The sequence below is a fragment of the Luteolibacter sp. genome (genome assembly GCF_058122085.1).
Map to the genome: position 1 here is coordinate 1 of NZ_JBIKBQ010000020.1, position 18,671 is coordinate 18,671.

Sequence of the window (18,671 nt, forward strand, 5' to 3'; positions counted from 1 at the left end):
CTAACGGCATGGACCGGCACCGCCATGGCGCTGGTCGTTTCCTCGATCGTGAAGACCGAGCGAGCCGCGCTGACGGCGGTGCCGCTTTTGTTAGTGCCGCAGATGCTGCTGGCGGGAGCGCTGGTGCCTTACCGGGAAATGAACCGCGGGTTGTTCGAGGACGCGTCGAGCATCCGCGACCGGGGCGGGGTGCCGGTGCCGGCGGGGATCATGCCGCTGCGCTATGCCTACGAGGCGATGATCGTCGCCCAAGCCACGCGCAATCCGTTCGAGCAGGAGCGGTTGCGGTTGCAGCGGCGGATCGACAAGGCGCGGGCCAGCGAAACGCCGTTGACAGCCGCGCAGGTGGAGCGTTTCGAACTGGTGAAAGAGGGCTTGCGGCGCTTGCTGGCTTCCGGCGCGACGTCACCGGAGGAGGCGGAGAATCTGGTCGGGCGGATCCGGCGCATCGCCATGTCGGGCAGCCGCGTCGAGGTGGAGACGATGAAGATTTGGCCGGAGAACGAGCGGGAGGCGCGTCCGGCGTCCGAGTTTTTCGTGAACGAGCGGATTGATCTGCTGGTGCGCGAGGCGGAAACCTTCCGCAACGATTACCGCGATCAGACGCGGCGAATCGTCTTCCATGCGCTGAAGAAACCCATCCCGTTCATGAAGGCGAAGACCGGCGCTTCCGCTCGCGAATACGTGGAGCGTGACGATGAGGTCGAAACCCAGAAATACTGCGGTATCGTGCTGGCGGGAACCATCCTCGGCTGTGTGGGGATTTCCATCCTCATCATTTCCCGGCAGAACCGGGAGACGCGCTGAGGGATTTGAAATTTCAGGTTGGCGATTTCAAATCCTCTCCCGGCGGCGCGGCGACCAGCGCCAGCGCTTCCATCACCGCGAGCACGGCAGCCGGATCGAGCGCTTCGGGGACGACGGCACCGAGCACCAGACTTCCGTAGGCGGTTTCCACCGGGATGACTTCCAGAGTCGCTCCGGCACCGATTTTCACATGGACGTTGCCGGCCGAGGCACCCGGCCGGCGCGAGGCGAGCGCGAGGCTGCGGGCGAGGAAGTGCAGCCGGCCGTGATGGCTCTCGTCGAAAATAACAGCTCCTTCTCGGTCGAGGATGAAAACGCCGGTCGCGGAGAAATTGTGGCGCATCCAGTCGCGGAAGCGGGAGATCCGGTCGAGAAACGGGCCGCGGGCGGTGGTCGGGCTTGCCGCTTGCGGCGGCGGGGTGTTAGCCGGGGGCGCGGGCGCGGGGACCACCTGCGGCGGGAGCGGCGGCGGTGCGGCCGGCTGGGAAAGCGGAGCGTCCGCATAACCGACGAAGCCCTCGCCGAAACCCGCGTCCGCCAGCGGCGCTGCGGGCTCGCGGTTAGGCTTCATCAGGCGGTCGGCCAGGCGGCGGACTTCGACGGGATCCAGCCATGGATTGATCGGGTCCATCAGCCGCGAGCGGCGCGGTGGCCGCTGTTAGGTTCGAGTTTCGCCTCGATTTCCGCCCGCAGCGAGTCGAACACGACCTGTGCGCCCGCACCGTCTTCGAGGACGCCGATGGGCAGGCCGCGGGCGCTGGCGCGGACGAACAGTCCGTCACGCGGGATCTGGGTTTGGAAAACCATTTCCTGAGGCAGCAACTGGCGCAAGGCGGCGGCCGCTTCGGTGCTTTCCGCGAGGTCGTGTTGGACCATCGTGAGACAGACGCCGAGCACGCTGAGCCGCGGGTTCATCACCCGCAGGCGGTTGAGGCCTTCCAGCAATTTCGGCACCGAGCGGATTCCGAGAGGCTCGGCTTGTTGTGGGATCAGGATCGCGTCGCTGGAGGCGATCACGTCGCCGGTGACGCCGAAAAGTCCGGCGGCGGTGTCGATGATGCACAAGTCAAAGCCACGGGCGGAGACGCTACGGATGAAGGCCCGGACCCGGGCGAGGTGGGCGCCCATCCCGCCGCCGCCGGCTTCGTAGTCGCTGCCTTGGCCGCTGGCGACGAGGGAAAACGTCTCCAGCCGGGTCGGCACGATCAGGCGGTCGAGCGAGATGCCCGGATCGGCCAGGTAGTCGTAAAATCCGGTGAGCAGGCGCGACTGGCGGGTGAGGGAAAGCCCGACGGAGCCCTGGGGATCGGCATCGACAAGCAGTGTTTTGACCCCGGCCCGCGCGAAGGAGTGGGCTAAATTGATCGAGACGGTGGTTTTACCCACGCCTCCTTTTTGGCTGGAAACGGCAATACTGATCACATTAAGCAGGGAATTGTGGCGCGACCGTAGCTTCGGCTTGCCACATCGGAAGTCTTTTCTTCAAGATGCGGGCGTCAGGGGGGGGGATTCCTTTTCTGCCATTTCCATCATTGATCATGAACTTCCGAATCTCCCATGGCTGCGCCGCATTCGCCACGGCCTTGTGCAGCCTGGTCTTGGGGACAACCGGCTGTCGGAAGGGCAACGGCGAGACGGCCGAAAACGCAGGTCCGCCGCCGGTCGTGGCGAGCGAACTGCTGTCTAACGGGCTGGGCCCGCTGCCGGGGGCCGTCTATCGGAGCCAGGCCGGTTCGCCGCTCCATTGGCAAGCCTGGACCAAGGAGACGATGGAGCGGGCGAAGGCCGCCAACCGCCTGGTGTTCTGCGTGATCGCGATGCCGCAGCAGCCGGGACTCCAAGGTGTTTTGAAGGCCTTGGCGAACGACTCGGCCCTGGTTTACGCGATCAATCAGTATTACGTGCCGGTGCTCATCGATGGGGATGCCTCGCGCGAGGTGGGCCTGCTCAGCGCGGATTTCTGCGCGGAAATCAAACGCGGCCTGCAGTTGCCGCTGTTTGTCTGGATGACCCCCGACGGCAATCCGGTCGCTTGGATTCCTGTCAGTCAGTCCGCGCCGACGGAAGTATCGGAGTTGTTCTATCAATCCCACTCGATGGTGACCCGGATGTGGGCGGATGACTCGGCCTACGTGATGAAAAACAGCGCCTTGGACAACGAGAACCGCCGCAACCGGCTCGCCCAGCGCAAGAACGCCAAGGTGATGAGCAAGCAGCCGGACGTGGATGCGGTCCGCTGTCTCCGCCAGCTCGCGTCGCTTTACGACCCGTTCTCCCGCAGCTTCGACGAGGCCGGCGGCCTGTTCCCGGCGGGAGCCATCGAGTTGCTTGCCACTGCGGCGGTGCATCCGGGGCTGCCTGCCAATACCCGCGCCCGTTGCTTGGAAACGACCCGCGACATGCTGAAGGACTTGTTGACAAGCGCCATGTTCGATCCGCTCGAAGGCGGGGTTTTCTCCTCCCGCAGGGGCAATTCCTGGGCGCTGCCGGCGTTTTTCCGCGATTGCGGCTCGCAGGCCCGCGCGGCCGTCGCCTTGATTCACGCTTACCGGGCGACGGGGGACGCGCTGGCATTGCAGCGCGCGCTCGGGCTGATCGACTTCGCGGAAAAGTCCTACACTACTTCCGAAGGTTTTTTTTCCGTGGGCATGATGGCCGAATCCGAACCGGCCGCCTGGCTCTGGAACGTGGAGGAAATCCGCAAGGAGCTGCTGCCGGAAGACGCGGCGTGGTGGATCAAGGCGACTGACATGAAGGGCTTGGGAAACCTGCCCTCCGAGGTGGACCCGCTGCGCGAGTATTTCCGCTGCAACAGTCTGGGGATGAGACAGTCGCTGGAGGAGATCGCGGCCGAGCAGTCGCAATCACCCCAAGAGTTTGCCGCCCGCTTTGAAACTGTCAGGAAGACCCTGCTCAAGGTCCGCAGCGCCCGCTTGGGACCGACCGTCCGCGACGATTGCTCGCACGCCGGCACCACCCTCCGGATGGTCTCGGTCTATGCCGCGGCTTTCGGCGCCACGGGCGACGACAAATTCCGTGAAAAAGCCGTCACCTTGCTCGATCGCGCGCGGACCGCCTTCAGTGATGGTCCGAAGCTGCGGCTCTTTAGCAAAGACGCTCCCGCTTCGATCGGTGCCGGCCGGGCCTTCCTCTACGGCTTGGCGCTGCAGGCCGCGCTCGATGTCTCGGTCATCACTTCAGACGAAAAATGGCTCGTTTGGTCGGAAGATCTCGCCACCACCGCCGCCGAGCTGTTCACCGGTTCCCAGTTCCTCAAGGAATGTCCGGACGAGGCGAAAATCATCGATTTGCCAGTGACCGACCTGGTGATGTTGTTTGACGATTCCACGGCCGGCTTGATCTCGCTCGCCGAGTGTCGTCTCGCCGAGCGCAAGCGCCCGCTGGTTCAGAGTTTCAGCGAACTGGCCACGCCGTTGCCGTCCTACGCAGTGGACCGGCCGATCCTCCACACCGATCTGTTGCAGGCGACGCTCGCCCGCCACTTCAGGGTGACCCTCGTCGCCGGCTCCGGAATTTCATCCGAGATGAAGCGCGCCACGGAGCGGCTCCCGATGCGGATGATCCAACGCCGCGATGCGAAATCCGCCGAAGAAGTGCCGGCCGGATCGGTGCTGGTCATCCTCGCGAATGGCGAGACCCGGCTGGTTTCCACGCCGGAGGCCTTGCAACAAGCGGTCTTGCCCTCCGGTGGGAAATCGTAAATTCTCGCCCGGAGATGCCACCCGAGCACAAGTCATTCATGAAAAAAAAACCGGCGCTTGGTGCACTTTGTTTACTGGCGGTCGCGCTTCCCTGCGCGGCTGATACTTTCCTTTTAAAAGACGCCACCACCGTCAACGGAGCGGTTGTCAGCGAGGCGGGGGATTTCTACCTCGTCGAGGTCCAGGTCACCAAAAGCATCAAGGACGAGCGCAAGATCGCGAAGTCCGACGTCGTCAAAATCACCCGGGAAAAGCCCGGCGAGGTCGCCTTCGCGCCGATCGCAAAAATGCTCCCCACTCCGGATCTGCTGACGGCCGCCGAATACGAGGCGAAAATCGCAGTCGTCGAGAAGTTCGTGAAGGAACATCGCGACAGCAACAAACTGTCCGATGCCAAGGCGATTGTCGCGACCCTCAAGTCCGAGCACGACGCCGTTGCTGCGGGCGGGATCAAGTTCAACGACAAAATCCTAACGGCGGCGGAATACCAGGCGAATGTCTACGACCTCGACGCCCGCGTCCAGGAAGCAAGAATCCGCGGGTTGGTGAATGACAACGAGTTTCTCCAGGCGCTCCGGGTCTTTGCTGAATTCGACCGCGACTACCGCAACACCCTTTCGAATGGTGCCTTGGCTTCGCTGATGCGCCAGGTGATCCAAGCCCAACTCGCGGAGGCGAAACAGTCGCTGCTGACCTTGGACGCACGCACCAAGGAGCGGGCCGCAGGAATCCAGCGGATGCCTCTGGCGGATCGGAAAATCACCGAAGCGGCCATCAAGGAGGAAGACGCCCTGATCGAAGCCCGCTACAAAGCGGAAAAGGACGCCAAACAGAACTGGGTCACCACCAGTCCTTTTCACAAGGCCTCCTTGGAAGACACCGTGAAATTCTGCGAACAGGAACTCGTCCGCTTGGGCAAGGTGCAGACCGTTCTGGGAGTCGATGGCGGGAAAGCCTATCGTGACGCATCTACCGCCGTTCGCGGGGGCAGTGCCGCCGCGGCTGCCGCCGCCTTGGCCGCTGCGAAAACCGCCGCCGTGCCCGCCCGCTACCTTGCTCCGCTTGAAGCCGCCGCCAAGGGTCTCAAGTAAATTCCCCACTCTCCCATGTCCACGCCCCGCACAGCCAACCGCAGCCGCAAGACCGCGGAGACTTCCATCGAACTGTCGATCGACATCGACGGCTCGGGAGTTTCCAAGATCGATACCGGCGTCCCGTTTTTCGATCACATGCTCACGCTGTTTTCGAAACACGGCCTGTTTGACCTCAACGTCAAAACCGTCGGCGACATCGAGGTGGACTATCATCACACCATCGAGGACACCGGCATTGTCATCGGCGATTGCCTGCGCGAGGCGCTCGGCACCAAGGAGGGCATCCGCCGCTACGGTTGCTGTTACCTGCCGATGGATGAAACGCTCGCCCGCGTCGTCGTCGATTTGAGCAACCGCCCGCATCTGGAATTCCGCGCGCCCTCCGGCACGCCATCCGCGCCGAACATGCCCTTCACGCTGGTCGAGGAATTCTGCCGCGCCGTCGCCTCCAATCTGCGGGCGAACATCCACGTCGAGGTGCTCTACGGCCGCGACGGCCACCACATCGCCGAGGCGGTTTTCAAAGGCCTCGCCCGCGCCCTTCGCGACGCGTGCGAGCGCGACCCGCGGGAAAAAGGGATTCCCAGCACCAAGGACGCGTTGTGAAAGTCGGCATCATCGATTACGGCGGCGGCAACCTGCGCAGCGTCGCCAACGCCCTGCGCTCGCTCGGCGAGGATCCCGTCATCATCGCCAGCCCGCAGGATGTCGGCGATACCACCCATTTGCTGCTGCCTGGCCAGGGGGCTTTCGGTGACACCATGGACCGCCTCGAACAACGCGGCCTCGCTTCCTTTCTCAAGGACTGGATCGCCGCGGACCGGCCCTACTTCGGCATCTGCGTCGGCTATCAGATTCTTTTCGGCTCCAGCGAGGAAGCCCCGGAAACGGCCGGCTTGGGCATCATCCCGGGCACCGTCCGCCGCTTCCAAGACGAGCCCGGCCTGAAAATCCCGCACATGGGCTGGAATTCCGCCACCGCCACCCGCGGCGCCACCCGCGTCTGGCAGGGGCTCGGCGCGGACCCCTATTTCTACTACATCCACTCGTATTTCCCCGAGCCAGTCGATTCCGGCTGCGTCGTCGCGGAGACGACCCACGGCAGCCAGCTTTTCGCCGGAGCCGTCGAGCGCGGAAACCTGTTCGCCTGCCAGTTCCATCCGGAAAAGAGCCAGCAAGCCGGCCTCCGCCTGATTCGGAATTTCCTCGGCCTGTAAGGGAAGGGGACGTCCCGTCCCTTCGTAACCCCTGCAACGGTTCCAACATTGGGGTCATGAGCGGGCGCGGATTTCAGCAAGACGCGCCATGACGATCTCACCGCTCCACACGGCCGGTTCCCGTTGTTTGGCTTCTCTGATCACCGTTCACCCGGCACATTTGACTTTATCATTCCCCCTTTTCCCACTACTTCCGGCCCTCAAATGAGCTTTCCCAGCAGCCCTCGTCCCAAATGCGGTTTCTTAGCACCCGCTTCCACATTCGCCTCCCTGTTGGGTTTGTTTGCTTTTCCTCTCGCGGGCATGGCTCAGCCGGCCGAATTGGATATCGCCAAATTCACCGGGCCCGATATCACGCCGTCTCCCGCCTGTATCGCCGCCGCCCCGACCGGAGAAGTCTTTGTGGGGGTGGACCTCAATGGATCTTTGGGCAAATTGCCTGACAAAGGCAGCATCGTTCGCCTGGTTGACAAGGACGGCGATGGCAAGCTGGATCAACACAATGTTTATGCCAAAGTAGATGATCCCCGTGGCATGATTTCTATCGGAGACAAGTTGTATGTGCTGCATACAGTGATCCCGTCCGACACCAAAATTCTGTCAGGCATGCATCTGTCAGTGTTTACGGATGCCAATCACGACGGCGTGGCTGATGGGCCGCCCAAACGTTTGGTGAGCAATATCAGCACCGTCAAACACAACCAGGACCGCGGCGCCGATCACACCACGAACGGTATCCGCCTGGGCATTGATGGCTGGATTTATGTGGCAGTGGGTGACTTCGGGTTTGTTGAAGCCGAAGGAACCGATGGAGCCAAACTGACCTTTCACGGCGGCGGAGTTGTCAGGGTCAGACCTGACGGTTCGGAACTGGAGTCCTACACTCACGGAACCCGCAATGACTACGACGTGGCGATTGATCCGCTGATGAATATCTATAGCCGCGGCAATACCAATGACGGCGGCGGCTGGAACATCCGCTTTATCCATCATATTCAAAATGGCGAGTATGGTTATCCGATTCTGTTCAAGAACTTTACCGATGAAATCCTTCCCGCCCTGGTTGATCTGGGCGGTGGCTCCGGCACGGGCGCCCTCTTCTTTCAGGAACCCGGTTGGCCGGAAAAATACAACAACGTTCCGATGATGTGTGACTGGGGACGCAGCACTTTGTTTATTCACCGGCTAACACCCGATGGAGTGAGTTTCAAACAAGCCGATGAAGTGTTTATCAAGGAAAGCCAGATTGCAGACCTGGATGTGGATGGCTCCGGGAGAATGTATCTGGCGGCGTGGGATGGTGCCGGTTACACCGGCAACCCCGGCAAGGGATACATCAGCAGGGTGGTGCCGAAAGGCTGGAAATATCAGGCGTTTCCCGATTTGAAAAAATCCAAGGTCACTGAATTGATCACCCTCCTCGCCGGCCCCAGTGCCACCGCCAGGGTTTATGCCAGTCAGGAATTGTTGACCCGTAAGGATGCCGCCAGGGATGTGTTGGCCCTGGCCTCCGCCAAAAATCAATCCCTGGAGGCGCGGGTTGCGGCGATCTTCACCTACAAGCAATTGGAAGGGGGAAATGCCACTGCTGCCCTGGTATCCCTCGCGCAAGACGACAAAATCAAAGAATGGGCCATCCGCGCACTGACCGATAGGAAATCGCAGGTCGCCAAGGTTCCCGCCGCTCCTCTGCTCGCCGCTTTGAAGGACTCCAATCCCCGCGTGCAGGTGGTTGCCAGTGTGGCCCTCGGTCGCTTGGGCGATCGCGCGAACGCCCCGGCTCTGTTAGCCCTGGCGGATCCGCCATCCTCCGTCAAGGCGCCGGAAGAAGGCGACGAAGGGCCCCACGCAACGCCCAACAGTGCCGTGGTTGTCCCCCACATTGCCGTTCGCAGCCTGGTCCGTCTGAATGCGGTGGATGCCGCCGTGGATGCGCTTGGCGGCCCGCAAAATGGCGGGGCCCTTTGGACATTGCGTTATCTGCATGATGTGAAGGCGGTGGATGGGCTGATCGCCAAATACGCCGGAAGCACTCCCGAACTTGGCAATCAAATCCTATCAACCCTGATCCGTTTGTATCAGGAGGAAACGCCCTATGACGGCAGTTATTGGTGGAGCACCCGCCCTGATACCCGTGGTCCTTATTACAAACCCAGAAACTGGGCGGGCTCTGACAAGATCGGCCAGTTCGTGAAGGCTGAATATGACAAAGCCAGCCCGGATCGCAAGGCGTGGATCGAGTTGCAAGGCCGCCGTTGCCGTGCTCCAATCCCTGGCATCAATGTTGTGATTGCGGCGGACGGCAAGGGTGGGAAGAAGAACAAGCAGAAGGAACCCGCTGTTGATCTAAGCAAGATCAAGAAGGAGGGCGGGGAAGTCGCCAACACGTCGATTGAAGACATTGTGTTAGCTTTGGACAAGGAAAAGGGTGACCTCAAGGTGGGGGAGCAACTCTTCACCCGTCAGGGTTGTGTGGCGTGTCATACATTGAAGGCCGATGAAATGCAAAAAGGGCCGTTCATGGGACAGGTCGGCAGTATTTTGAAGCCGGAACAAATCGCCGAAGCGATTCTGAAGCCCAGCGCGGCGATTTCCCAGGGATTCGCCACCACTTTGATCAAAACCAAAGATGGCAAGGACAACGTGGGTTTTGTCTCGGAAGAAACCGCTGACGAACTCGAAATGAGGGACATCACCGGACGGGTCTGGAAAATCAAATCAGCCGATGTGGCGAGCCGGAAGGAACTGGAGATCTCCATGATGCCCGAGGGCCTGGTCAATGCTTTGACCGTGAAGGATTTCATCTCGCTGGTGAGATTCCTCGAAAGTAACAAGAAGTGATTGAAATTCAGAAAGCTCCTAATTTTAAGCAACGGTGTGAGCAGGAAATTCACATCCAACAGCGAGCTCATGGAGTTTCCTCGGGTATTTGTTTGATCCGTTCAGGAGTCATCGGGGGAGCGCCCGCAGGGGCCGCGAGCAGGTAGTCGGCGGATGGCGCGGAAGTGGTTTTGCCGTGGGATAGTGCTCGTTTCAGCAACTCCGTGGTCACTTCCTCAACCTTGCAGCCCATCTGCGCGGCGCGGAGTTTCATCTCACGCACCAAGTCGGCGGGAAGATCGAGAGTGGTTTTCATAGGCGGAAGTTGCTGGATTTACGGGTGGGTTTCAAATTTTGAGAGTCGTTTGTTCAAACACATGGCTCAGCGGCTCAAACGCCAGCATGTGGACAATATGCGGGTGGATGAAGTCCTTGCGTTGGTAGGCCTGTCGATTTCACGACCTACGGCGAGAGCAAGTCCAATGGGAAATTGAAAGTAGTCACGCTATTGCCCGCGTTCGCGCCGCGCAGGTTGTTCGAGCCGGACTCCACGGCGAGAATGGATACACGCACTTTGCAGGCACTCTGCGAAATTCCGGACGGGTCGGCCCAAGTCTATGCGGGGCAGCGGATCATGGCGACCTTCGCGCTGAAGGAGTGAATGACCCTGACCATGGGGCGGATGCGTTTTTCGTTTTACCCGAGGGGGAGGATGGGTGTTAAAAGGTGACAGTGAATTCACCCGAATGCCCGAAACTGCCGCAGGTCGAGGAGCCGATTTGCGAGAAGGAGATCGTCGCCCAGGAAATCTTCGAACTGGAGCTGCCTGACCGGACCTTGTTGTCCGGGCCGAGTTCGCGGCTGCGGGATTTGACGACGTTGATCCGGGTCGGCAAGGATCTGTTAACCGGTTTCCGGACGCTGCATTTCGCCGGGCCGTGCGTGACGATTTTCGGCTCCGCGAGGACGAAGGTCGGGAGCCGTTACTATGAAATGGCGCGGCAAATGGGGGCGGCTTGCGCGAAGCTCGGCTTCACGGTGGTGACCGGCGGCGGCCCAGGCGTCATGCAGGCGGGAAACCAGGGCGCCTTCGAGGCGGGCGGCCGCTCGCTCGGAGTGAACATCGAGCTGCCCTTCGAGCAGGAGCTCAACCGCTACGTCCAGCGCTCGGTGACGATGCGTTATTTTTTCACCCGCAAGGTGGTGCTGGTGAAGTATTCCTACGCCTTCATCATCCTGCCCGGCGGGTCGGGGACGATGGATGAGATGTTCGAAACGATGACGCTGATCCAGACCGGCAAGCTGAAGATTTTCCCGATCATCCTGATGGGGAAGGATTACTGGCAGCCGCTGATGGATTTCCTCCATCAGATGGTGGAGGAGGGGACGCTCAGCCCGGATGATCCGGACCTGATATTCTTCACGGACGATGTCGAGGAAGCCGCCGCCCACTTGCAGCGGCACGCGGTCCGGCAGTTCGGGCTGCGGCGCAAGCGCGCGCCCAAGGCGATCCGCATCCTCGGGGAAAAAGGCCTGGTGGATTGAATGGAGGGTGCCTCTTCGCACGTAGTCCAACCCTTCAGGGTGTCTTCGGCCGGCAATGAAGACACCCTGAAGGGTTGGACTACGTGCGAAGAGCGCCAGTTCAAGCCTTCGGCAAAAAGAATCCGCGCTGTTTCGCGGAGACCGGCATCTCGAGCTTTTCCATCACCGCGAGCATGTCCTCCCAGACCTGGCGCTTGGTCTGGTGTCCGTCGCCGGTTTGCAGCAGGTAGCTCGGGTGATAGGTGACGCGCACCGGAGTACCCTCGAAGTCGTGCCACTTCTCCCGCAGCGAGGCGACGGTGCCGGTGATTCCTAGCAGGCCCTCCGCCGCCGTCTCGCCGAGCGCGACGATGCAGGCCGGGCGGACGATGCCGATTTCCGCGCGGATGAAAGGCAGGCAGGCGGCGATTTCCCCGGCGTTCGGCTTTCGGTTGTTGGTGGTTTGCTTCGGCGTGGAGGGGCGGAATTTGACGATGTTGGAAATATAGACCTCCTCGCGGGAAAGCCCCATCGCCTTGAGGATGTCGTTGAGCTTCTGGCCGGCCGGACCGACGAAGGGCTGGCGCTCGCGTTCTTCCTGATAGCCGGGCGCCTCGCCAACGAGCATCACGCGCGCCTCGGGATTTCCGATTGAGAAGACCATCGTCTCGCGCAGGGATCCGAGCGATTTGGCGGGTGCCCAGTTCTCCGCCTGGTGGCGCAGGGAGTCGAGTTGCTCGGCGCGGGTCGCGCCCTCGATGGAAATTTTCGCGGCCGCCACCGGAGCTGGGGGCGGGTCCAAGCGGATTTCCGCAGCCGGTGCCGGGGCGGCCTTTTTGGCTTTGGCGGAGTTGAAAACCCCGCGCAAGGCCTCGCGCGCGCCGTCGTCCAGATGCACGTGGGTCACCCCGCGGGCTTGCTCGGCTTCAAGAAATTCCAGGAGGACATCGACGGGACGGGACACGCCGCGACGCTAGCGACTTGCCGGCCGGGGCGCAACCGCTGGATTCTCCGATCCGTCGCCAGCGGGCGCTTCTCCTTGCCCGGTGCGGGAAATCGGGGCATGTTGCGGGCGTTCCGGCCGTTATTTTTCAATCCGCTCATGTCAGATCCTCCGCAATTACCGATCCCGCTCTCCGCACCACGCTGGTATTCCGCGCCGCGTTTGTGGCGCACCTTGCGCAAGGCAGCGGCCCGCGCCGGACGCAAAACCCTGCTCACCGCCCTCACGCTTTTCTACTGCTTGCAGGATCGCGACACGCCGACGTGGGCGAAGGGCGTGATCGTCGGCGCGCTGGGCTATCTGGTTTTGCCCACGGACTTGATCCCGGACATGATTCCCGGCGCGGGCTTTGGCGACGATTGGGGTGCGCTGGTCGCCGCACTCGGGACGGTCGCCGCCTACATCAAGGACGAGCATAAGATGAAAGCCGCCGCGCAAGTCGAGCGCCTGCTCGGTTCGGACCATCCCGCCCCGCCGCCGGAATTTTCCGAATAAGTCATCCTGTTATTCCGTATCCACCCGCAGCAATCCGCTACGCCATGAAACGAAATTTCACTTAGCCATGCTTCTCCCCGTATTCCAAGATCTGGTCAAACCGCAGTGGCGAGCGGTGCTTGAACAACTCAAACTGTCCGGCGGCCTGCCTGTCAGTGAGTTGGCCGGGCGGGTGGGCGTGAGTTACATGGCGGCGAAGCAGCACTGCGAGGAGCTCAAAAAGGCGGGCTATCTGGATCGTTCGCGGGTGCCCCGGACGGTGGTGGGGCGGCCGGAAATTTTTTACAGCCTCAGTGCCAAGGCGGATGCCCTGTTCCCGCAGGCGGGGGCGGATTTCACGCTCGAGTTGCTGGAAGGACTCAAGACGCTTTTCGGCGAGAACGCGCCGGACAAGTTGCTTTTCCAGTATTTCCAAAAGCAGCAGGAGAAGTGGCAGCCACTGCTATCCAAGGCGCGGACGGTCGGCGAAAAGGCTGGCAAGCTCGCCGCCCTCCGCGGGAAGGAAGGCTGCCTGGTCCGCTGTGTGGACGACCCGGAAAGCGGCCTGCGGATCGAAGAGTTTCACAATCCGTTGCAGCGGGTTTTCGAGCGCTATCCGCGGGCGATCGCGATGGAGCAGCGGATGATCGAGCAATTGCTCGGCGCGCGAGTGACCCGCCGCGAATTCCCGGGCGGCAGGACCGGCCAGCCGCAGGTGGTTTTCGAGGTGGTCGCGGGCGGAAATCCTTGATGCGAAATTTTATGAATGCCTCCCGCGCGAGCCGCGTCGAAGCGGCCTGACTCCCGAAAACCATGAAGAATCCATCCCTGATTTCTCTCGCCGCACTGGTCATGTTCGCGGCATCCGGTTGTGACAAGCAATCGCCCGATGTCGCCAAAAAAATCGCCGAGCTTGAGCAGAAAAACAACGAGGCCGCCGCGCGACAGCGCGATCTCGAACAACAGCTCGAGGATCAGAAACTGGCGGCCGAGCGCGACGCGATCGAACGCGAGCGCCTCCAGATCGAGGAAGACCGGGCCGAGCTGGAACGCCGGCAGGGAGAAGCCGCCGCCGCGCAGGACGAGGCCATCCGCAAGCGCGAGGAGGCCTTGGCCAACCGCGAGGGCAGGCTCGAGCAGTTTCAATCGGCGCTTGAGGAAAAGGACGACGATCTCGGTCGGCACCAGCAACAACTCAGCGAGCGCGACCGCGAACTGGCAGGGCGCGAGGCCTTGGCGTTCGAGCCGACTGAGCAGAGCGAACCGGTGGCGGACTACGGGGTGTTTTACGATTCGCTGTCGTCTTACGGCTCCTGGTTCGAGACGCCGGACTACGGCTACGTCTGGCAGCCGGTGGTGGTGCGGGATTCGAACTGGCGTCCCTATTCCCGAGGCCGCTGGGCGTGCAGTGATCGCGGCTGGACCTGGATTTCCGAAGAGCCCTTCGGCTGGGCGACCTATCACTACGGCCGCTGGGCCCTGCTCCGAGGTCGCGGCTGGATCTGGGTGCCGGGCTGCGAGTGGGCCCCGAGCTGGGTTTCATGGCGTGAAAATGACAGCCATATCGGCTGGGCCCCGCTGCCGCCGGAGACCCTGGCCTATCGCGGGCATGCCTGGGATTCCACGGTGGAGGTCCAGTTCGGGATCGGCGCGCTGTGGTTCAATTTTGTCGAAATCCGCAACTTCGGCAGCCCGGTTTACAGGCACTGTCTGCCGGTTTCCCGGAACGTGACCTTCATCCGGGAAACCCGCAACATCACCCACATCCAAGTCCGTGACCGCCAAATCATTTCCGGCGGGCCGCAATACAAGAAGCTGTCCGACCGGATCGGCCGGTCGCTGCCGTTCTATCGACTTGAGGTCGATCAGCATGCCCGTCAAAGCCGCGATTCGCTGGCGATGCGTCCGCGAGTCCAGGGAGATCGGTTGGTGGTTTCAGCTCCTAACATCGACGCGGCATGGAACGATTCCCTCAAGCCCGGCCGGGTCAAGGGCGGCATCGAATCCGCCAAAGCCGAACGCGACGAAGGTCTGAACAGCGAGCTCGCCAACCGCTACCGCGAAAGTCGCGACGAGAGCCGCCGGAAAGCCGAGCAGACGGTCAAGGAGTTGGGCGGGCGTGAACAATTGGACCAACTCCGTGCCCGGCGCTCGCAGGAAAACCGCCGCCAGGCGGAGACCCAGCCGCGCCAGCGGGAGGCGCGCGACGCTGCCGGAAATCTGGAGCGCCCGCAGCCCGCGGATCTTGGCAAGCGCGAGTCAGGGCGGAATGAAATCCCGGTCGTTCCGGATGGAAACGAAAAGCCCGCCCCGGAGCCCCTTGTCCAACAGCCCCAACAACCGGATCAGGGTCGGGAGCTTCCGGGATTGCCGAACGACCGGAGAAGACCCCTGGAAAATGATCAACCCCGCGTCGTTCCCAACGCCGAACCCGCGCGTCAGGCCGATGCCGGCAAGTTCCAACAGGATGAGCCCCGGCGCGGGCAGCCGGGTGATGCTGAGAAGGAAGCGATCAAGCGCGGTCCGCAGGAGCAGGCGCAGCAACAAGTGAAGCAGCGGGAAGCAGAACAAGCACTTGACGCTCAGGCGGAAGCCGCCAAGCGCGGCCAAGATGAGCAGTCATTGAAACTGCAGCAGGAGAAACAACGTGATGCGGAACAAGATCGCGGTCAGAAGGAACAAGCGCAGCAAGACGCCAAACAACGTGACTCGGAACAAGCTCGTGAAGTTCAGGCGGAAGCCGTCAAGCGCAGGCAAGAAGAACAGGCGTTGAAAGTGCAACAGGACAAACAACGTGAATCCGAGCAGGCGCGTGACGCCGAGAAGGAGGCCATGAAGCGGGTCCAGCAGGAGCAGCAACAGGAGCAGCAACGTGATGCGGAACAAGCGCGCGATGCTGAAAAGGAAGTGATGAGGCGCGGGCAGCAGGAGCAGGTGCAACAAGAGAGACCGCGCGAGTCGGAAAAGGCCCGCGATAGTCAGAACGAGGCGATGAAGCAGCAGCAGGAACAGGCCCAACAACGTGCACAGGAGCAAGCCCAGGGACGCGCTCAAGAACAAGCCCAGCAACGTGCACGGGAACAGGCGCAACGTCAGCAGGAACAGGCTCAACAACTTCAGCAGGAACAGGCCCAGCAACGCGCACAGGAACAAGCTCAACAGCGCGCACAGGAGCAAGCCCAACGCCAGCAGGAACAAGCCCAGCAGCGTGCTCAGGAACAAGCCCAGCAGCGTGCTCAGGAACAAGCCCAGCAGCGTGCTCAGGAACAAGCGCAACAACGCGCACAGGAACAATCGCAACGGCAGCAGGAACAAGCCCAGCAGCGTGCACAAGAACACGCGCAACGTCAGCAGGAACAAGCTCAGCAACGCGCACAGGAACAAGCGCAACGTCAGCAGGAACAAGCTCAGCAACGCGCTCAGGAACAGGCTCAGCGTCAGCAAGAGCAGGCCCAACAGCAGGAACAAGCCCAGCAACGTGCTCGGGAGCAGGCCCAACGTCAGCAGGAACAGGCCCAGCAACGCGCTCAGGAACAGGCACAACGCCAGCAGGAGCAAGCCCAACAGCAAGAGCAAGCCCGGCAACGGCGTCAGGAAGAGCCCCGCCGAAAATAGGGGGCCGCGCGGGCGGTCCCAACAAGGGGAGGGGACGTCTCGTTCCTTCGCCTGGTTAGGCGTTCATCCCCTTGTTTTACCTGCGGCATTTCTCCAGCAGCCCCGCGAGGAACCAGGTGATCTGCGCGAGGGCGTCGGAGTGGATCGATTGGCCGAGCGGGGCGAGATCCTCGCGGCATTCCGCCAGCAGGTTCATCGCGGTGTCCACGGCGCTCTCGATGGCGCCCTCGTATTCGGCGATGCCTAGCAGGATCGGGAGGTCGAGCGGTTCCTGGTCGAGGATGCGCTTGTTGAGCTTCATGCGCTGGGCCTCGGAGGCGGTTTCCAACAGGTTGAGGATGGGCAGGGTGAGCTTGCCCTTGAGCAGGTCGGTGCGGAGCGTCTTGCCGACGACTTCTTCCGAGCCGACGAGGTCGAGGCAGTCGTCGTAAATCTGGTAGGCGGTGCCGAGTTTCATGCCGTAGCTGTAGAGGCGGGCCTCGGCGTCGGCATCGAGGCCGGATAGATTTGCGGACAGCCCGGTGGCGGCGGCGAACAGCGCGCCGGTCTTCATCTCGATGACCCGGAAATACTCGGCCTTGGTGAAGGTCAGGTCGAAGCGCCGCTGGGTCTGGATGATTTCCCCCTGGCAGACTTCGCGCGCGGCGTTGCCGACCTTGCGGCAGATGTCGATGCTGTTGAAATCGGTGGCGAGGGTGAGGGCGTGGGAGAACAGCACGTCGCCGAGCAGGACGGAGAGGGCGTTGCCCCATTTCGCGTTGGCGGTGGGGACCATCCGGCGGGTGTTGGCGCCGTCCATGATGTCGTCGTGGACGAGCGTGGCCATGTGGATGAGCTCGAGGATGATGCCGATTTTCAAATGGTCGTCGGTCACGCCGCCGATCGCGCCGCCGACGAGGATGGCGAGGGCGGGGCGGATGCGCTTGCCGGAGGTGTTGCAGATGTAGGCGACGTAGGGCTCGACGGCGGGATCGAAGGCGCGGACTTGTTCGCGGATTGAGACTTCCACCCGTTCGAGTTCCGGGCGGACGAGCTCGAAGGGGAAAAGGGCGCTGCTAGGGGGCGGGGTGTGAATGGCTGCCATGGTGAGTCGGACGGGCCCTAAGTTCCACATGCCGGCCTTTCCCGCAACCCGGATCTGGCACGAACTGGAAAGAATCCCGGGAAACGCCGGTTTTGGAGGATGAAAGCCAAGCGGTTGGAACACCACCAGCCGGGCGTCCCCCGAGAGGACAGAGCCATTTCATCTGCCCGCACCTCAGGCCTTCGGCCTCAGCGAAACCAAGATCGCCGCGGCGGAGAAATCGTGGCTCGGGAAATGAGCGCCCAACCTATCGGATCATTTCAACCCGACAGGCAAGCGGCCGTTTCTGGACGAGGAGCCTCCTTGGAAATCAATTTCTACGGCTGGCCACGTAGATGCAATGCCTCGCCCGCTTCGACCTCTCATGTGGCTTGGCCGCGTGTTCTTCGACGTGAAAGCCTGCATTGACCAGGCACTTCTTGAACTTCGGCGCAGGCTCGGAGAGCCAATAGGCGACACGACCCTTGGGCGTCACCACGTCCCGGATCTTCGCGAGAAAACCGGCGGAATAGAGCCGCGCGTTGCCGGACGTGATCAGGTCGTCCGGGGTGTTGTCGATGTCCAACAGCAGCGCGTCATAGCTTCCCTTGCCTTTGCTGGAGATGATGTCAAACAGGTCGCCCTGGGTGATTTTGGTCCGCGGGTCTTCCAATAGCGGGCCGTTGTGCTCGACGAGAAACGTCCGGTTCCATTCGATCAAGGGCGGCATCAACTCCGCCACCTCCACTGTCGCAGGCCGCCCGACCAGCTCGAGCGTCCGTTTGAGCGTGAATCCGAGCCCCAGCCCGCCAATCAGGATCCGCGGGTGATCCGGCCTCGATGCCTTGCCTTCCAGCAGATCCACGCATCCGACGTCCGCGAGCAGCTCCTCGGAAAGAGTCAGGGCCGTGCTCATCAGTTCGAGGCCATTGTATTTCAGGTAGAATTTCCCATCGTGTTTGTGCAGGGAGAAAACCGTGCCATCGGACATCTTCGACTCACTGAGCTTCACGTAAGGCTTCATGAACGTGACGTGCACCAGAATCCCGCGATGAGCAAGCCCAGTCGGGGGTGTCCGACAGGGTGCCGTAGAACAGCATCATGAAGGCGAAGGTGAAAAGGAGGATGCCCAGCGTCTGCTGGACGCGCTCGCGGTCGATCTGGAGACTCTTCCTTGCTCACGCGTTTGCCCATGGGTGGAAAGTAGCTGGATCGCGCAGTCGTGTGATTTCCGAAGCGGGTGAGGGGAACGGGGCCCGGAAACTCAAGGAGTGACGGACTCCGATCCGCCATGCCCATGAACAGCCAATGAGATGAGGGAACCGCTCTTCA

General features: G+C 61.9%; 16 protein-coding genes. 10 read left to right on the forward strand and 6 right to left on the reverse strand.

The window, feature by feature from the left end; genetic code table 11:
* A partial coding sequence (locus AC4DF4_RS04580; protein ID WP_490046936.1) for an ABC transporter permease occupies positions 1 to 807 on the forward strand: 807 nt, incomplete at its 5' end.
* 13 nt (positions 808 to 820) lie between these two features.
* On the opposite strand, the gene AC4DF4_RS04585 is transcribed toward AC4DF4_RS04580, so the two are convergent.
* The gene (locus AC4DF4_RS04585; protein ID WP_490046937.1) at positions 821 to 1,438 is read right to left on the reverse strand and encodes a hypothetical protein; all 618 of its coding nucleotides are present in this window, start codon (positions 1,436 to 1,438) and stop codon (positions 821 to 823) included.
* Positions 1,438 to 2,229: a ParA family protein gene (locus AC4DF4_RS04590; protein ID WP_490046938.1), complete on the reverse strand. Its 792-nt coding sequence runs from the start codon at positions 2,227 to 2,229 to the stop codon at positions 1,438 to 1,440. Before AC4DF4_RS04590 ends, AC4DF4_RS04585 begins: the two co-directional genes overlap by 1 nt.
* 116 nt (positions 2,230 to 2,345) lie before the next feature.
* On the opposite strand from AC4DF4_RS04590, the gene AC4DF4_RS04595 reads away from it, so the two are divergent.
* The 5 genes from AC4DF4_RS04595 to AC4DF4_RS04615 all read left to right on the forward strand — a co-directional run bounded on the left by AC4DF4_RS04595 (position 2,346) and on the right by AC4DF4_RS04615 (position 9,681).
* Complete coding sequence (locus AC4DF4_RS04595; RefSeq protein ID WP_490046939.1) at positions 2,346 to 4,529, forward strand: DUF255 domain-containing protein; 2,184 nt, start codon at positions 2,346 to 2,348, stop codon at positions 4,527 to 4,529.
* 38 nt (positions 4,530 to 4,567) lie between these two features.
* The gene (locus tag AC4DF4_RS04600; protein WP_490046940.1) at positions 4,568 to 5,620 is read left to right on the forward strand and encodes a PTPDL family protein; all 1,053 of its coding nucleotides are present in this window, start codon (positions 4,568 to 4,570) and stop codon (positions 5,618 to 5,620) included.
* A gap of 15 nt (positions 5,621 to 5,635) precedes the next feature.
* The gene (gene hisB, locus AC4DF4_RS04605) at positions 5,636 to 6,229 is read left to right on the forward strand and encodes an imidazoleglycerol-phosphate dehydratase HisB (protein WP_490046941.1); all 594 of its coding nucleotides are present in this window, start codon (positions 5,636 to 5,638) and stop codon (positions 6,227 to 6,229) included.
* Positions 6,226 to 6,840 carry an imidazole glycerol phosphate synthase subunit HisH gene (hisH, locus tag AC4DF4_RS04610; RefSeq protein ID WP_490046942.1) on the forward strand — a complete coding sequence of 205 codons (615 nt, stop codon included), beginning with the start codon at positions 6,226 to 6,228 and terminating at the stop codon, positions 6,838 to 6,840. The genes hisB and hisH overlap by 4 nt, the downstream gene beginning before the upstream one ends.
* A gap of 204 nt (positions 6,841 to 7,044) precedes the next feature.
* A complete protein-coding gene (locus AC4DF4_RS04615; protein WP_490046943.1) occupies positions 7,045 to 9,681 on the forward strand; it encodes a DUF7133 domain-containing protein in 2,637 nt (878 codons plus the stop codon).
* Between the two features lie 67 nt (positions 9,682 to 9,748).
* Here the strand turns inward: AC4DF4_RS04615 and AC4DF4_RS04620 are convergent, their stop codons facing one another.
* Positions 9,749 to 9,976 carry a hypothetical protein gene (locus AC4DF4_RS04620; protein WP_490046944.1) on the reverse strand — a complete coding sequence of 76 codons (228 nt, stop codon included), beginning with the start codon at positions 9,974 to 9,976 and terminating at the stop codon, positions 9,749 to 9,751.
* 416 nt (positions 9,977 to 10,392) lie between these two features.
* Here AC4DF4_RS04620 and AC4DF4_RS04625 point away from each other — a divergent pair, with 416 nt between their 5' ends.
* Entirely contained in the window at positions 10,393 to 11,205 is an 813-nt protein-coding gene (locus AC4DF4_RS04625) for an LOG family protein (RefSeq protein ID WP_490046945.1), read from the forward strand.
* 100 nt (positions 11,206 to 11,305) lie between these two features.
* Here AC4DF4_RS04625 and AC4DF4_RS04630 read toward each other — a convergent pair whose 3' ends face one another.
* Positions 11,306 to 12,148, reverse strand: a complete 843-nt coding sequence (locus AC4DF4_RS04630) for a uracil-DNA glycosylase (protein ID WP_490046946.1) — start codon at positions 12,146 to 12,148, stop codon at positions 11,306 to 11,308.
* A gap of 138 nt (positions 12,149 to 12,286) precedes the next feature.
* On the opposite strand from AC4DF4_RS04630, the gene AC4DF4_RS04635 reads away from it, so the two are divergent.
* The 3 genes from AC4DF4_RS04635 (at position 12,287) to AC4DF4_RS04645 (ending at position 16,276) form a co-directional block, all read left to right on the forward strand.
* Positions 12,287 to 12,682 carry a YkvA family protein gene (locus tag AC4DF4_RS04635; protein WP_490046947.1) on the forward strand — a complete coding sequence of 132 codons (396 nt, stop codon included), beginning with the start codon at positions 12,287 to 12,289 and terminating at the stop codon, positions 12,680 to 12,682.
* Positions 12,683 to 12,749: 67 nt separating this feature from the next.
* Positions 12,750 to 13,412 (forward strand): helix-turn-helix transcriptional regulator, encoded by a 663-nt coding sequence (locus tag AC4DF4_RS04640; RefSeq protein WP_490046948.1) that lies wholly within the window; start codon positions 12,750 to 12,752, stop codon positions 13,410 to 13,412.
* 62 nt (positions 13,413 to 13,474) lie between these two features.
* Entirely contained in the window at positions 13,475 to 16,276 is a 2,802-nt protein-coding gene (locus AC4DF4_RS04645; protein WP_490046949.1) for a DUF6600 domain-containing protein, read from the forward strand.
* A gap of 76 nt (positions 16,277 to 16,352) precedes the next feature.
* On the opposite strand, the gene AC4DF4_RS04650 is transcribed toward AC4DF4_RS04645, so the two are convergent.
* Both AC4DF4_RS04650 and AC4DF4_RS04655 read right to left on the reverse strand, forming a co-directional pair.
* Positions 16,353 to 17,360 carry a polyprenyl synthetase family protein gene (locus AC4DF4_RS04650; RefSeq protein ID WP_490046950.1) on the reverse strand — a complete coding sequence of 336 codons (1,008 nt, stop codon included), beginning with the start codon at positions 17,358 to 17,360 and terminating at the stop codon, positions 16,353 to 16,355.
* A 310-nt stretch (positions 17,361 to 17,670) separates the two neighbouring features.
* Positions 17,671 to 18,363, reverse strand: a complete 693-nt coding sequence (locus AC4DF4_RS04655) for a spermine synthase (protein ID WP_490046951.1) — start codon at positions 18,361 to 18,363, stop codon at positions 17,671 to 17,673.
* Positions 18,364 to 18,671 lie beyond the last annotated feature (308 nt).

Coding starts and splice junctions, on each gene's coding strand:
- AC4DF4_RS04640 (WP_490046948.1), top strand. CDS start 12,750: ATGCTTCTCCCCGTATTCCAAGATCTGGTCAAACCGCAGTGGCGAGCG.
- AC4DF4_RS04595 (WP_490046939.1), top strand. CDS start 2,346: ATGAACTTCCGAATCTCCCATGGCTGCGCCGCATTCGCCACGGCCTTG.
- AC4DF4_RS04620 (WP_490046944.1), bottom strand. CDS start 9,976: ATGAAAACCACTCTCGATCTTCCCGCCGACTTGGTGCGTGAGATGAAA.
- AC4DF4_RS04650 (WP_490046950.1), bottom strand. CDS start 17,360: ATGGCAGCCATTCACACCCCGCCCCCTAGCAGCGCCCTTTTCCCCTTC.
- hisB (WP_490046941.1), top strand. CDS start 5,636: ATGTCCACGCCCCGCACAGCCAACCGCAGCCGCAAGACCGCGGAGACT.
- AC4DF4_RS04615 (WP_490046943.1), top strand. CDS start 7,045: ATGAGCTTTCCCAGCAGCCCTCGTCCCAAATGCGGTTTCTTAGCACCC.
- AC4DF4_RS04645 (WP_490046949.1), top strand. CDS start 13,475: ATGAAGAATCCATCCCTGATTTCTCTCGCCGCACTGGTCATGTTCGCG.
- AC4DF4_RS04655 (WP_490046951.1), bottom strand. CDS start 18,363: ATGAAGCCTTACGTGAAGCTCAGTGAGTCGAAGATGTCCGATGGCACG.
- AC4DF4_RS04585 (WP_490046937.1), bottom strand. CDS start 1,438: ATGGACCCGATCAATCCATGGCTGGATCCCGTCGAAGTCCGCCGCCTG.
- AC4DF4_RS04635 (WP_490046947.1), top strand. CDS start 12,287: ATGTCAGATCCTCCGCAATTACCGATCCCGCTCTCCGCACCACGCTGG.
- AC4DF4_RS04600 (WP_490046940.1), top strand. CDS start 4,568: ATGAAAAAAAAACCGGCGCTTGGTGCACTTTGTTTACTGGCGGTCGCG.